We start from the raw sequence: 13,941 nt of genomic DNA on the forward strand, positions 1-13,941 counted from the left end.
CACCCCGGACGGCACCCGCGCCTACGTCGCCAGCGCCGCTTCGGACAGCGTGTTCGTGATCGACACCGTCACCAACACCGTTATCGGGAGCCCCGTCCCCGTCGGAGACGTCCCCGTGGGCGTGGCGATCGGGACCCTTGCCGCGGAGCGCACCCCGACCACCCTGACCCTCAAGGTGCAGAAGAAGTGGAAGTGGAAGGACTCCCTGGGTGCCGGCGGCAAGGACGGCGTCACCCTCAAAGCCAAGCTGACCGCAGAAGGCCAACCCCTGGCAGGCAAGGAGATCGAGTTCACCACCGACTCCACCGCGCTGTGCACCGACACGACCGACAGCAAGGGCAAGGCCACCTGCAAGGTGCCCGGCGAGCAGCCCAAAGAGATCTGCTACACCGCCACCTTCGCCGGTGACGACACCTACGAGCCCTCCACCTCCACCGTCTGCAAGAGCAAGGACCGCAAGGACGACCCCTGGTCAGAAGTGCCCGACCCGAGCGACCTCCATGACGACATCCACGACCTCATGCAGGACACCATGACCTCGGCAGGCTTGCCCGGCTGAGACAACCGGACCGGTCCAGGACGCGCTTGACGCCGAAGGAGCCCCCTCCCGCCCCCCGTAGGCCGGTGCGGGGTGCGGTCTCTACTGTGTTGCGAAGGTCCAGAGGGACAAGTGCGAGGCCGATCACTCCGACCAGGGCGGCCACGGATGGGGAGCGGCCATCGGGCCCGTGCGAGGGCGTCGAGGCGGCCGTCGTGATCGTCGATTCGCCGCGTGTGTTCCTTGATCTGCTCGTCGATGAAGATTAACCAAAGCATCACAGAGCGGTTCGGTAGTGCGGCGGCTGACGGCGCGTCTCCCGAAGAGATCGCGGAGGGGATGCTCCAGAAATCGAAGGAGTTCGCGGCGAGCGGGAACCGGGTGTACCTACCCCTGGCGGACTGAAACGACGAGGGGGCAGACCGTCGGGGCTGCCCCCTCGCTACTTACTTGCCCTTGGGCTCGTGTTTGGTCTTGTCAACCAGCTTCCATCCCTACCCCGGCTTGGGGGTCGGCGGCAGAGGCTTGCCCTGAACAGAGGCCACCTCGCTGCCGCCCCCAACGGGGCGGTACTGCCCGGAGTCGAGGGCCGGGGTGCCGGGCTTGATCTTCTGAATCATGCGCCATGGGGCGAACGAATTACTGCGGTCTCACTCCGGCAGGCCCGCCGAGGCCAGAGCAGGCCGCACCATGTCGCGCACGTCGTCATGGACGGCGCTCGGGTCCAGCAGTCTTTGCACGCGGCCTCGCCCTTGCTGTCGGTCGTGTCGGTGCACAGCGCGGTGGAGTCGGTGGTGAAGTCGATGGTCTTGCCTGCCAGGGGCTGGCCCTCGGCTGTCAGCTTGGCCTTCAGGGTGAGGCCATCGTTGCCCAGGGTGCCCTTCGACTCCTTCTTCTGCGCCTTCAGGGTCAGCTTGGTCGGGGTCCGCTCCCTCGTAGTGACGGTTCCGATCGCCACACCGAAGGAGGCGTTGCCGACGGCGACGGGGGTCCCGATAACGGCATTGGTGGCCGTGTCGATCACGGACACATCGTTCGAGATGGCGTTCGTGACGTAGACGCGGGTGCCGTCCGGGGTCACCGCCACACCCCTGGGACCGTCGCCGACACCCTCCGTAGGCGCTGCCGCTGCTTGGGCACGTGTAGTAGAAGTACCCCTCCGGCTTGTTGAGGCGCTTCTCTGCTTTGGAGACTGCAGCAGTGCGCCGCAATCTTCGCGGTCGCACCGAAGAGTGCCGCGCAACAGGGACTTGCGGGCATTGCGACCTTGGCCCGGCGCGGGATTCGAACCGAGTAGTTCCGTGACGGCCTCCCACTCCTCGACGGAGATCACGGGCTCCCACTGCCCGATCACGGGTTTGCCCCGGTCGTCCAAGACGATCTCGACTCGCGTGTTCGCCGTCCCTGTCACGGGATCGACGTCGATTACCTGGCGCGGTCGATACCCGCACAAGCGGGGATTGCGCATCACAGCCTTGAGCCCAGCGTGCGACCAGTCGCGGCCCGTCGACGTGGTCACTCCGGCATCTTTCAGTTTCCTGATGACAGCAGAGATCGGCTTTCCCGCGAGCAGCCAGTCGACCATCTGACGTAGCCACTGGGCCTCGTACGGGTCGAGCGCGCGCTTGTCTTCCTTCCAGCCGAACGGCCTGGTTCCGCCTGTGGGAATCCCGGCTTGTTGCAGCGCCCGGTGCTTGCGTGCAACCCGTCGTGCCGTGTCGGCCGACTGCTTGTTGTTGGTCGCGGTCACGATGCGCGCGACGGTGCGGCCGTTGTCTGTCAGCAGGTCGAGAGTGCCCGTGATGTCGATGATCGGTCGCCCGAAGTTCTCAACGACCTCGATCGCGTCCTCAAGGTGCCGGTTGTCGCGGGTGAGGCGGTCGATGTCGTAGACGATCAGGCCGTCCAGACGTTCGCCGTTCGGCGCGGTCCCTCGTTTGAGGTCTTCCAACGCGCCCTCGAACACGGGCCGGATGACGCGGTAGCCGATCTCCCCGTTGGGCAGGCGCACACGCTTGCGCTTCCACGCGCTCGTGCCCGGCTCCTCGTACGTGTAGACGTACCGCCCGCCGCGCGACTCGACGAACGAGCGGTTGTCCTTCTCCTGCTCGTCTCGGCTCCTGATGTCCCGTCCGGTCATCGGCCGGAACGCGGGCTTGGCGTCCGTGCTGCCAGTAGCGTCGTCACCAGCGGTAGCGGGACCCTCGTCGACCTCGAAGGACAGTCGGACCAGACCGGCTCAGTTCTGTCCCGCTAGGTCGCCCCAACGGGCCCGCTGCACAAGGTCGTTGTCCATGTTCTAAAGGTACTTTCAAGAAAACGCTGGAGGGCGGCTTTGCGCGACCACACCGTCGTTGTCGGGTTCGGGACCAAGGGGCGGTCGGCGGTGCAGACCGTCTGCGCGACCGGGCTGAAGAAGGAGCAGGTCGTGGTCGTCGACCCCAGTGCCAAGGCGGTCGAGGCGGCGACGGCCGAGGGGTACGCCGGGGTCATAGGGGACGCGACCCGCAGCGATGTGCTGATGCGGGCCGAGGTCCACAAGGCGCGGCAGATCATCATCGCGACCCAGCGCGACGACACGGCCGTGCTGGTCACGCTGACCACACGTCAGCTCAACCGGCAGGCGAAGATCGTCGCCGCGGTGCGTGAGGAGGAGAACGCGCCGCTGCTCAAGCAGTCCGGTGCCGACGTCGTCATCACCAGTGCCAGCGCGGCCGGACGGCTCCTCGGGCTCTCCGTGCTCAGCCCCAGCGCCGGCATGGTCATGGAGGACCTCATCCAGCAGGGCAGCGGACTCGACATCGTGGAACGGCCGGTCGTGAAGGCCGAGGTGGGCAAGGGCGTACGCGAGACCGACGACCTGGTGGTCAGCGTCGTACGGGGGCATCGCGTGCTCGGCTACGACGATCCGGCCATCGGGAAGCTCCAGTTGACCGACCGGCTCATCACCATCGTGCGGGTCACGCCCGGCACCCGGGTGGCACCACACAGCCGACCGCTGCCCCAGGACTGAATCCTCGGGACTGAATCCTCGGGACTGAATCCCCAGGGAATCCCCAGGACTGAATCCCCGGACTCCCGCAGACACCCACCCAGCGTGCCGGGACCACGCGACCACCCTCGTCGCCGTCCGCCGGGCCGAGCGCCGGCAGCGCGCCGCGTACGGTGCCCGCGGGCTTCTCACCGTGTGACAGGGGTAGCGTCAGCTTCATGAAGGCAGTGACGATCACCCAGCCCGGCGGCCCCGAAGTGCTCACCTGGACGGATGTGCCGGATCCCGTTCCCGGTGACGGGGAAGTTCTCGTCGAAGTAGTGGCCAGCGCCGTCAACCGCGCCGATCTGATGCAACGGCAGGGCTTCTACAACCCGCCGCCCGGCGCCTCCTCGTACCCCGGACTCGAATGCTCGGGCCGGATCGTCGAGATCGGCCCCGGAGTCTCCGGATGGGCTGTCGGCGACGAGGTCTGCGCGCTGCTCGCGGGCGGCGGATACGGCGAGAAGGTCGCCGTCCCGGCCGGACAGCTGCTGCCCGTTCCCGAGGGCCTGGACCTCAGGCGAGCGGCCGCGCTGCCCGAGGTGACCTGCACCGTCTGGTCCAACGTCTTCATGGTCTCCCACCTGCGGCCGGGCGAGACCCTGCTCGTGCACGGCGGCTCCAGCGGCATCGGCACCATGGCGATCCAGCTGGCGAAGGCCGTCGGCGCGAAGGTCGCCGTCACGGCCGGTACCAAGGAGAAGCTCGACTTCTGCGCCGAGCTCGGCGCGGACATCCTCATCAACTACCGCGAGCAGGACTTCGTCGAGGAGATCGAGCGGGCCACCGGCGGCTCGGGCGCCGACGTCATCCTCGACAACATGGGCGCCAAGTACCTCGACCGGAACGTGCGGGCCCTCGCGGTCAACGGACGGATCGCGATCATCGGTCTGCAGGGCGGCGCCAAGGGTGAGCTGAACATCGGCGCGCTCCTCATGAAGCGTGCCGCGATCAGCGCCACCTCGCTGCGCGCCCGCCCGCTCGGCGAGAAGGCGGCGATCGTCTCGGCCGTGCGCGAGCACGTGTGGCCGCTGATCGCCTCCGGCCACGTGCGGCCGGTCGTCGACCGCGAGCTGTCGATGAGCGAGGCGGCGACGGCGCACCAGGTCCTGGAGGAGAGCGGTCACATCGGCAAGGTCCTCCTCGTGGTCCCCGGCAAGGAGTAGGAAAGGACCAGGACAGGACCAGGAAAGAACCAGGTCCTCGGGCGATCCGCTCAGCCGCGTCGCAGGCGCAGGGCGAGGAAGGCCAGGCCCAGGCCGAGGCCGATGAGGATCAGCCCGCCGCCGAGGGGCAGGATCTTGAGGACCGGTTCGGGGGCGGTCGCCGGGCCGACCTCGTTGTGCTGGACGGGCACGGCCGCGGGCCGCGACGGCTCGGTCGCCTCCGGGCGGTCCGACGCGGCGTTCTCCCCGGCGGGGTCGCGGTCCGTGTACGTCGGCACGGTGTCCTCGCGGCTCCCGCCCCCGTCCTCGTCCTCGTCCCGAGCCGGGGGCTCCTCGCGCCCCGGACGCGTACGGCCCTCGCCCGCGATGCTCCCCGCGCGGGAGGCGCGGGCGCTCGGAGCGGGATCGGCGGCGTACGACACCGCGTGCGGGACGGCGCGCGAGACGGCGTGCGCAGGGGATACCGCGCCGGTCGTCAGGACGAGCAGCACTCCGGTCACACGGAGCGCGGTGAGCCGTGGAGTCACGTGAGTGACCCCCTCCCGGTGAGGAGTCCCATGATCAATGGGGCAAGCCTCACATGACCCCTTCTTCCCGGCATCTCGACGGTCACCTGGACGGTGGATCACGCTGCATGGGGGGCACCACCGTGATGGGGTGGAGGTGTGCGAGAGAATGGCGGCATGGAGATGCCGAGGAACGAAAGGTCGCCGGAGAACCCCCAGATCCTGGTCGTGGGCCAGGACGGGATGGCTCTCGGCGGCACCGGTGACGAGGACTCCCGCGAGGTCCCGGTGACAGAGATGGTCGAACAGCCCGCCAAGGTCATGCGTATCGGGAGCATGATCAAGCAACTCCTCGAAGAAGTGCGCGCCGCACCTCTGGACGAGGCGAGCCGGGTCCGGCTCAAGGAGATCCACGCCAGTTCCGTGAAGGAGCTGGAGGACGGCCTGGCGCCCGAGCTGGTCGAGGAGCTGGAGCGGCTCTCGCTGCCCTTCACGCACGACGCGACCCCCAGCGACGCCGAGCTGCGCATCGCGCAGGCCCAGCTGGTGGGCTGGCTCGAGGGCCTCTTCCACGGGATCCAGACGACCCTGTTCGCCCAGCAGATGGCCGCCAGGGCCCAGCTGGAGCAGATGCGCCGCGCGCTCCCGCCGGGCGTCGGCGGCCTGGACGGCGACGAGGACCCGCGCGCGGGTGGCCGCTCCGGCGGACCGTACCTGTAGCCCCGGGCGACCCCTTCTCACGAAACGGGCCCGGCACGTGAAGTGCCGGGCCTGTCCTATAGGCGCTTACGCGCGCTATGGGTGCTCGTGAGTGTTACGGGTGCTTATGAGTGGCGGTTCAGGACGGGTTGCCCGAAGAGACGCTCAGCTCGATCACCGGCATGTTCTTGGGATCGACGTCCTCGTCCGCGGACGGGAACTGATCCATGATCGTGTCCTGGCCGTAGGTGTTCTCGTCGACGCGCTTGATCTTCATCTGCCAGCCCGCGGCCTGGAAGCAGGACTTCACGGACGTCAGGTTCTTGTACTGGAAGTCCGGGATCTTGATCTTGTTCGGGTCGTTGTACGACTCCTGCGGAGACGTGCACTTCTCCTTGTCGATCGTCTTCGACGTGTCCGGACCCTTGTGCCCCGCCACCACGGACGGCGAGGGGCTGCTGCCGTCGCCTCCCTGGTTGTCGCCGCCGCCGTTGTTGTTCAGCGCGAGGGCGGTGATCAGACCGCCGATCGCGACGAGCGCGACCACGATCGAGCCGACGACGACCGCCTTGTTGCCCTTGCGGCCACCGGAACCGCCCGAGCCGCCCGGGACGGAGGTCTGGGGCTGGGGCGTGAGGTGGTACGGCGGCGGGGTCGACATACCCTGCTGGGGCGCGTACATCGGGGCCCCCGGCGTCGGGTAGCCCCCCTGCTGCGGATACCCGTACGCCTGGGACGGCGCGGGCGGCGGGGTCGGTGCCCCGTAGGGATTGGGCTGGTACGGCGTCTGTACGGGACCCGGGGCGGGCATCGCCTGGTCGACGGGCGGGAAGACGGCCGAGCCGACGCCCGCGCCGCTCGACGTCCTGGCCCCCGGCACGATGCTCGGCGCGGCGGCCTGCAGCGACTGGGACACCCGCAGACACTCGTCGCGCATGGTCTCGGCGCTCGGGAAACGCTCGTTCGGGTTCTTCTTCAGCGCGCGGGCGATCAGCGCGTCCACCGCCGGGGGCAGCGAGCGGTTGATCGAGGAGGGCGTGACCGGCTCCTCCTGGACATGCGCGTACGCGATGGCCAGCGGCGAGTCGGCCTCGAACGGCAGCCGCCCGGTGACCAGTTGGAACAGCATGATGCCGACGGAGTAGAGGTCGGACCGGGCGTCCACGCCCCGGCCGAGCGCCTGCTCCGGGGAGAGGTACTGCGGGGTGCCGACGACCATGCCGGTCTGCGTCATCGAGGTGACGCCGGACTGCATGGCGCGGGCGATGCCGAAGTCCATCACCTTGACGACGTTGCGCTTCGTCATCATCACGTTGCCCGGCTTGATGTCCCGGTGGACCAGGCCCATCTCGTGGCTGATCTCCAGGGCCGCCAGCACGTCCGCGGTGATCTTCAGGGCCTTGTCGGCGGGCATGGCGCCGTACTGCGCGATGTCCTGGTCGAGCACGGAGCCGAGCGGGCGGCCCTCGACGTACTCCATGACGATGTACGGCGTCGTCATGCCGCCCAGTTCGTCCTCGCCGGTGTCGAAGACCGAGACGATGTTCGTGTGCGTGAGCTTCGCCACCGCCTGGGCCTCGCGGCGGAAGCGCTCGCGGAAGGCCTGCTCGCGGCCGAGCTCGGTGTGCAGTGTCTTGATCGCGACCTGGCGGTCGAGCACCGAGTCGTAGGCGAGGTGCACCGAGGCCATGCCGCCTTCGCCGAGCAGATCACGCAGCTGGTAGCGGCCGCCGGCGACCGCGCGTCCCGCGTACCGGCCCTGTGCGCCGTCCTGGCTCATGTTCTGCGTCCCCCATTGGCGCGGATTGTTCTGCTTGTGCTGCGAGCTGTCCTGCACGCGCTCCGCGCGGTCGTGCGGTGATCCGCGCGGTGAACTGCGCTGTGATCCGTACCGAGTCCGTCCGAGTCCGTGCTGTGATCGATCTGTGTCTCAGTGATCGATTGGCTGATTCCCGGCCAAGTCTGCCGTAGGGCACTGACACGTCAAGCGCGGTGCCCGTTCCGTGACCGTCTGCGAAAGAAGCGTCGCGGAAGCGTTACAGGTGCCGTACGGGCGGTACACAGAATTTGCACGCCGACACCCTGGACGGGTTTCATGGCCGGTCCATCTCACTTCCATCTCGGGCCGGAGCCTTGCGCGAAGCCTGTAGCGTGGCCCGACGGAGACCGTAACAACCACCGCGCAGACCGCGGGCAGAAACGACGGCGAGGACTGATGGCACAGCAGCAGCGCGCCCAGGGCCCGTCCGACCCCGAGGCGACTGGCGGCGGTATGTCAGATGCGCCGGAGATGTGGGGTAATGGCGGACTTGTCGGGGACGGCCGATACCGGCTGACCCACAGACTAGGCCGGGGCGGCATGGCCGAGGTGTTTGCGGCCGAGGACGTGCGCCTCGGGCGCACCGTCGCGGTCAAGCTGCTCCGCTCCGATCTGGCCGAGGACCCGGTGTCCAAGGCCCGCTTCACGCGTGAGGCGCAGTCGGTGGCCGGACTCAACCACCACGCCGTCGTCGCCGTGTACGACTCGGGCGAGGACGTCGTCGGCCACGCGACCGTGCCGTACATCGTGATGGAGCTCGTCGAGGGCCGCACGATCCGCGACCTGCTGATCAACGCCGAGGCCCCCGGGCCCGAGCAGGCGCTGATCATCGTGTCGGGTGTCCTGGAGGCGCTCGCCTACTCGCACCAGCACGGCATCGTGCACCGCGACATCAAGCCGGCGAACGTGATCATCACGAACACCGGTGCGGTGAAGGTGATGGACTTCGGCATCGCGCGCGCCCTGCACGGCGCGCAGTCGACGATGACCCAGACCGGCATGGTCATGGGCACACCGCAGTACCTCTCCCCGGAGCAGGCCCTCGGCAAGGCCGTCGACCACCGCTCCGACCTGTACGCGACCGGCTGTCTGCTGTACGAACTGCTCGCGCTGCGGCCCCCGTTCACCGGCGAGACGCCGCTGTCGGTGGTCTACCAGCACGTCCAGGACATCCCGGTGCCCCCCTCCGAGGTCGCGCAGGGCGCGCCGCCGGAGCTCGACGGGCTCGTCATGCGCTCCCTCGCGAAGGAGCCGGACGACCGGTTCCAGACCGCCGAGGAGATGCGCGGCCTTGTCCAGTACGGGCTGCAGATGCTGTACGACCAGGGCGGGCACACCGGTACCTGGAACACCGGCCCGGTCGCCATGCACGAGGGGTTCCACACCCCGGCGTCCGGCTTCGCGGGTACGACCGCGCTGCCGCACCCCGGTGAGTCCGGCACCACGCAGATCCCGGCGCCGATCATCCCGCCGTACGGCAACGGCGGGGACGACGGCGGCTTCGAGGGGCATGGCAACCACGGCAGCGGCCGCGGCAAGCTGTGGATCCTCGCGGTCCTCGCGGTGATCGCGATCGCGGCGGGCGTCGCGCTCGCGCTCCACAAGACCGGTGGCACCGGTGGCGGCGGGAGCGGTACGACCCACTCGCCGACCAGCACGCCGTCCGCCAAGGACAACCAGCCCAGCGCGAGTCCCAGCGACAGCCCCACGGACACCACGACGGACGACTCCACCGACGACGGCACCAGCTCGGGCGGCGGTTCGAACTACACGCCTTCGTACACGCCGTCCCCGAGCTACAGCAGCCAGCCCTCGAACCAGCCGTCGAACACGGCCACGGACACGACGCCGACGGACACGACGCCTTCGGACCCGGCGACCGAGAGCCAGGATCCGCCGACGCCGGTCAATCCGACGGACGGCGGCGACGCCGGCGGCGACAGCCAGGGCAGCTCGCAGGGCCCCTGAAGTACACCGACGGAAACGTTCTCCACGCGCGCGTGAAGCCCGAAACGGGCGCCACGCGCGCGTGGTGTTTCCTCCCCCCGGTCGCGGTGTTCGCGCCCCAGCCGCGGCGTCTTCCCCGGCCGGTGTCGGCGATCAGCCCGCGAACGCCTCGCACACCGTGTCGTACTCCCTCGTCCACCACACCGCCAGCGCCGAGGCCGCCGGGAACTGCGGATCGGCGCGGGTGTCGCCGCGCTCGTAGTGCCAGCGCAGCATCCAGAAGTCGTTGAGGCGCTCCCACCACACCCGGTGCACGGCGGCCGCCAGCTCGGCGGGGCCGGCGCCCGCGGTACGCCGGTAGGCGCGCGCGTAGGCCCGCACCTTCGCCAGGTCCAGCGCGCCGACGGGACGTACGAAGAAGATCACCGCGGCGCGTACGGCCTCCTCGGCGCGGGGATGGACGCCCAGCCGGTCCCAGTCCACGATCGCGGCCGGTTCGCCGTCGCGGTAGAGCAGATTGAAGGGGTGGAAGTCGCCGTGCACCCAGCCCACCGAGCCGCCCTGCGGGGGCCGTCGGTCGGCATGCCGCTCCAGGAGGGCGCGCCGCTCCAGGAGCCGGTGCCGGGCCAGCTCGTCGAAGGCGTCGTACGGGCGGTGACGGCGTACCCGGGCGAGCAGGCGGTCGATGAGTGCGAAGGTGTCGGCGGGGTCGGCTCCCCGGGCCGGATCCACCCCTTCCGCCGCCGCTGAGCCTCCCGCGCAGGCCCTCGCCGAGCCTCCCGTCCTCGCCGAGCCTTCCGTCGCCCCGGTGACGTCGGTCGGTCTCGCCGGGGTGCGGCCCTGCGTCGGCATCACCCGCTCCAGGCTCGCGTGGACGACGCCCAGGAGCGCCCCCAGCCGTGCGCACTGCTGCGTGGTGAGCTGGCCGCCGTGCCGGTGCCGGCCGTCGATCCAGGGGTGCAGCGCGTACGCGTGGCCCCCGATGACGGCGACGGTGCGCCCGTCGGTGCCGGTCAGCGGCGGGGCGACGGGGACGCCGAGGTCCGCGAGACGCTGGGTCGCCCGGTGCTGGCGGGCGATCGCGGCCGGGTCGGCGGTCTCGGGGTCGAAATGGTGCTTGAGGAAGTAGCGGCCGCGGGTGGTGCGCAGCCGGTAGCCGCGGTTGAGCAGCCCCTGTTCGACGGGGTCGCAGGTCAGCGCGGACCCGGCGGCGTACTGGCGGAGGAGGGCGCCAAGAGGGGGCGCGTGAGACACCGGGGGTGGTGCGGATAAGCGCGGCACGCGCCAGATGCTAGGGCACGATCCGGGCCTCTGACCTCGCGTTTGTCACAGACAGTCGTCTTCGATCACGGGGCAGTCACAGGGTGCGCCGGAACTGGCGTTCCATGGCATCGTCCGCGGAATGGACGGTGGAGAACTGGGGCGCGATGCTCAGATGGACCGGGTCGAAGGGCTCGCCGTCCATGAACCGCGGCGCGGGTCCGAACAGCCCGCGATGGGACGCGGTCGGCTCCACGGCCTCGCACCGGCCCACGATCTGTACGGACCACACGCTCTCGCCGGGCCCTGCCGAAGCCAGGTTGTCGGTGCCGTAGGCGACGACGCTCCCGAGGCAGGTTCGGTGGTAGCCGCAGCCCCGGTGCAGGCGCACCAGGACGCGGCCGTCCACCACGACGTGGCGGGCGAGGGCGAGGAAGGGCATGGCGCGCAGGCTGGCGGCCAACCGGCCGTGGTCGGTACGGCCGAGGAGTTCCACGGCGAGCTCTTCGTCGATGGGCATGCCCCCAATTTCCGACACCCTGAAGGCCCCGAAAAAGAGGCGCCCGCCCCTTGAAGAGGGGGCCAAAGGTCCCGAAATGCAAGGAGGTCAGCATCGGCGGCGCCGCACTCAGTGACCCGTGTCCTTTGGCGCCGCGCTCAGTGGCGCCGCACTCAGTGGTGCTGCTTCTCCGCCTGGATGCGCGCCACATAGGCGGCGGCCTGTGAGCGCCGCTCCATGCCCAGTTTGGACAGCAGGCTCGACACGTAATTCTTGATCGTCTTTTCGGCGAGATGCAGCCGCTCGCCGATCACGCGGTTGGTGAGCCCCTCGCCGATCAGGTCGAGGACCTTGCGCTCCTGCTCGGTGAGGTGCCCGAGCTTGTCGCCGTTCCTGGCACCGCCGCCGCCGTGCCGCAGCCGCTCCAGGACCTGGGCGGTGGCCACGGGGTCGAGCAGCGACTTGCCGGCCGCGACATCGCGTACGGCCGAGAGCAGTTCGGCGCCGCGGATCGCTTTCAGCACATAGCCCGACGCGCCCGCCATGATCGCGTCGAAAAGCGCCTCGTCGTCGGCGAAGGAGGTCAGCATCAGGCACTTGATGCTCTCGTTCCGCGACCGGATCTCACGGCAGACCTCCACCCCGCTGCCGTCCGGGAGCCGTACGTCCAGGACCGCGACGTCCGGGGCAGCGGCCGGGATCCGCGCCAGCGCGTCGGCCGCCGTGCCGGCCTCGCCGACGACCTCGATGTCGTCCTCGCCCGAAAGCAACTCATGGACACCACGGCGTACCACTTCGTGATCGTCGAGGAGAAATACGGTAATTTTTCCGCTTTCGGGCACAAAGTCAGTGTCACACACCACCCTTGGCCCTGCCCGGGGTGAACTCTTCCCGTGCCTGGGGTGACCGGGATAACGTGCCCGTGTTCCGGCCCCCTGCGAGGCTGTGACCAGTGCTGTGACCAGCGACTGTTCCCGACCTGCGTGCATTACTTGGAAATCCGACTAATAAATAGTGGGAAGTCCAAGCAAAAACGCAGGTCAGGAGGGGTTTCACAGAATTGTGGAGCACTGGGTAACGTGGCCGTTGCAGGGCGCTCGCCGGGGCACCTGTCACGCCTGTTCCCGGCCGAGTGCACCCACCCCGTGCACGGGTACTTGGAACAGGCGAGCCGCACTGGCCACCCGGCAACCCCGGGGGCCGGACCGACGGAGGAGCACACGTGACCGTGGAGAGCACTGCCGCGCGCAAGCCGCGACGCAGCGCCGGTACGACCGCTGCGAAAAGCGGCGCCAGTACGACCGGTACGAAGAGCGCCGCGAGCAAGCGCACCAGCGCGGCCGGCAAGAAGTCACCGGGCGTACCCGGCGCACCTGGCGCATCGGGCCCCGGTCCCGAGCTCATCCAGCTGCTGACGCCGGAGGGCGAGCGGGTCAAGGACGCCACGTACGACCCGTACGTCGCCGACATCACCCCCGAAGAGCTGCGCGGTCTGTACCGGGACATGGTGCTGACCCGCCGCTTCGACGCCGAGGCCACCTCCCTGCAGCGCCAGGGCGAGCTGGGCCTGTGGGCCTCGCTGCTCGGCCAGGAGGCCGCCCAGATCGGCTCCGGGCGGGCCACCCGCGAGGACGACTACGTCTTCCCGACCTACCGTGAGCACGGCGTCGCCTGGTGCCGCGGGGTCGACCCGACCAACCTGCTCGGCATGTTCCGGGGTGTGAACAACGGCGGCTGGGACCCGAACAGCAACAACTTCCACCTGTACACGATCGTCATCGGCTCGCAGACGCTGCACGCCACCGGCTACGCCATGGGCATCGCCAAGGACGGCGCGGACTCGGCCGTGATCGCGTACTTCGGGGACGGCGCCTCCAGCCAGGGTGACGTCGCTGAATCGTTCACCTTCTCCGCGGTCTACAACGCCCCGGTCGTGTTCTTCTGCCAGAACAACCAGTGGGCGATCTCCGAGCCGACCGAGAAGCAGACCCGCGTCCCGCTCTACCAGCGCGCGCAGGGCTACGGCTTCCCGGGCGTCCGGGTCGACGGCAACGACGTCCTCGCCTGCCTGGCGGTCACCAAGTGGGCGCTGGAGCGGGCCCGCAGCGGCGAGGGCCCCACCCTCGTGGAGGCGTACACCTACCGCATGGGCGCGCACACCACCTCCGACGACCCGACCAAGTACCGGGCCGACGAGGAGCGCGAGTCGTGGGAGGCGAAGGACCCGATCCTGCGCCTGCGCGCGTACCTGGAGGCTTCAAACCACGCGGACGAGGGATTCTTCGCGGAACTTGAGGCCGAGAGCGAGGCGTTGGGCAAACGAGTACGCGAAGTCGTCCGCGCCATGCCGGACCCGGACCACTTCGCCATCTTCGAGAACGTGTACGCCGACGGGCACGCGCTCGTCGACGAGGAGCGGGCCCAGTTCGCCGCCTACCAGGCGTCGTTCGCGGATGAAGGGGAGGGCAAGTAG

The 13,941-nt window shown here is 69.4% G+C and carries 12 protein-coding genes and 1 pseudogene; 6 read left to right on the plus strand and 7 right to left on the minus strand.

The window, feature by feature from the left end; genetic code table 11:
* On the plus strand, positions 1–559 hold a 559-nt coding region (locus KVT44_RS29550), incomplete at its 5' end, for an Ig-like domain repeat protein (RefSeq protein ID WP_217569890.1).
* Between the two features lie 473 nt (positions 560–1,032).
* Here the strand turns inward: KVT44_RS29550 and KVT44_RS60125 are convergent.
* Together KVT44_RS60125 and KVT44_RS58420 are read right to left on the minus strand one after the other, a co-directional pair.
* Complete coding sequence (locus KVT44_RS60125) at positions 1,033–1,158, minus strand: hypothetical protein (RefSeq protein ID WP_302832117.1); 126 nt, start codon at positions 1,156–1,158, stop codon at positions 1,033–1,035.
* On the minus strand, positions 1,155–2,678 hold the full coding sequence (locus KVT44_RS58420) for a recombinase family protein (RefSeq protein WP_254650047.1): 1,524 nt from the start codon (positions 2,676–2,678) through the stop codon (positions 1,155–1,157). The genes KVT44_RS60125 and KVT44_RS58420 overlap by 4 nt, the downstream gene beginning before the upstream one ends.
* A gap of 180 nt (positions 2,679–2,858) precedes the next feature.
* On the opposite strand from KVT44_RS58420, the pseudogene KVT44_RS29565 reads away from it, so the two are divergent.
* Both KVT44_RS29565 and KVT44_RS29570 read left to right on the plus strand, forming a co-directional pair.
* Positions 2,859–3,551 (plus strand): annotated as a pseudogene (locus tag KVT44_RS29565) (TrkA family potassium uptake protein); the annotation flags it as partial.
* Positions 3,552–3,748: 197 nt separating this feature from the next.
* Positions 3,749–4,738: an NAD(P)H-quinone oxidoreductase gene (locus KVT44_RS29570; protein WP_217569892.1), complete on the plus strand. Its 990-nt coding sequence runs from the start codon at positions 3,749–3,751 to the stop codon at positions 4,736–4,738.
* Between the two features lie 50 nt (positions 4,739–4,788).
* Here the strand turns inward: KVT44_RS29570 and KVT44_RS29575 are convergent, their stop codons facing one another.
* Positions 4,789–5,265 carry a hypothetical protein gene (locus KVT44_RS29575; RefSeq protein ID WP_217569895.1) on the minus strand — a complete coding sequence of 159 codons (477 nt, stop codon included), beginning with the start codon at positions 5,263–5,265 and terminating at the stop codon, positions 4,789–4,791.
* Positions 5,266–5,421: 156 nt separating this feature from the next.
* Between KVT44_RS29575 and KVT44_RS29580 the strand changes: the two genes are divergently transcribed.
* Entirely contained in the window at positions 5,422–5,964 is a 543-nt protein-coding gene (locus KVT44_RS29580; RefSeq protein ID WP_054234194.1) for a bacterial proteasome activator family protein, read from the plus strand.
* 118 nt (positions 5,965–6,082) lie between these two features.
* Here the strand turns inward: KVT44_RS29580 and KVT44_RS29585 are convergent, their stop codons facing one another.
* Entirely contained in the window at positions 6,083–7,723 is a 1,641-nt protein-coding gene (locus tag KVT44_RS29585; RefSeq protein ID WP_217569897.1) for a protein kinase, read from the minus strand.
* A gap of 435 nt (positions 7,724–8,158) precedes the next feature.
* On the opposite strand from KVT44_RS29585, the gene KVT44_RS29590 reads away from it, so the two are divergent.
* Positions 8,159–9,730, plus strand: a complete 1,572-nt coding sequence (locus tag KVT44_RS29590; protein WP_217569899.1) for a protein kinase — start codon at positions 8,159–8,161, stop codon at positions 9,728–9,730.
* 132 nt (positions 9,731–9,862) lie between these two features.
* Here the strand turns inward: KVT44_RS29590 and KVT44_RS29595 are convergent, their stop codons facing one another.
* The 3 genes from KVT44_RS29595 to KVT44_RS29605 form a co-directional block, all read right to left on the minus strand.
* Positions 9,863–10,963 carry a phosphotransferase gene (locus KVT44_RS29595; protein ID WP_217570127.1) on the minus strand — a complete coding sequence of 367 codons (1,101 nt, stop codon included), beginning with the start codon at positions 10,961–10,963 and terminating at the stop codon, positions 9,863–9,865.
* A 103-nt stretch (positions 10,964–11,066) separates the two neighbouring features.
* The gene (locus KVT44_RS29600) at positions 11,067–11,489 is read right to left on the minus strand and encodes a pyridoxamine 5'-phosphate oxidase family protein (protein ID WP_217569901.1); all 423 of its coding nucleotides are present in this window, start codon (positions 11,487–11,489) and stop codon (positions 11,067–11,069) included.
* A gap of 152 nt (positions 11,490–11,641) precedes the next feature.
* Entirely contained in the window at positions 11,642–12,310 is a 669-nt protein-coding gene (locus KVT44_RS29605) for a response regulator transcription factor (RefSeq protein WP_308314145.1), read from the minus strand.
* 380 nt (positions 12,311–12,690) lie between these two features.
* On the opposite strand from KVT44_RS29605, the gene pdhA reads away from it, so the two are divergent.
* Positions 12,691–13,941, plus strand: a complete 1,251-nt coding sequence (gene pdhA / locus KVT44_RS29610) for a pyruvate dehydrogenase (acetyl-transferring) E1 component subunit alpha (RefSeq protein WP_217569905.1) — start codon at positions 12,691–12,693, stop codon at positions 13,939–13,941.

The organism is Streptomyces sp. GbtcB7, assembly GCF_019091445.1.
In the GTDB taxonomy this organism is placed as follows: Bacteria; Actinomycetota; Actinomycetes; order Streptomycetales; family Streptomycetaceae; genus Streptomyces; species Streptomyces mirabilis.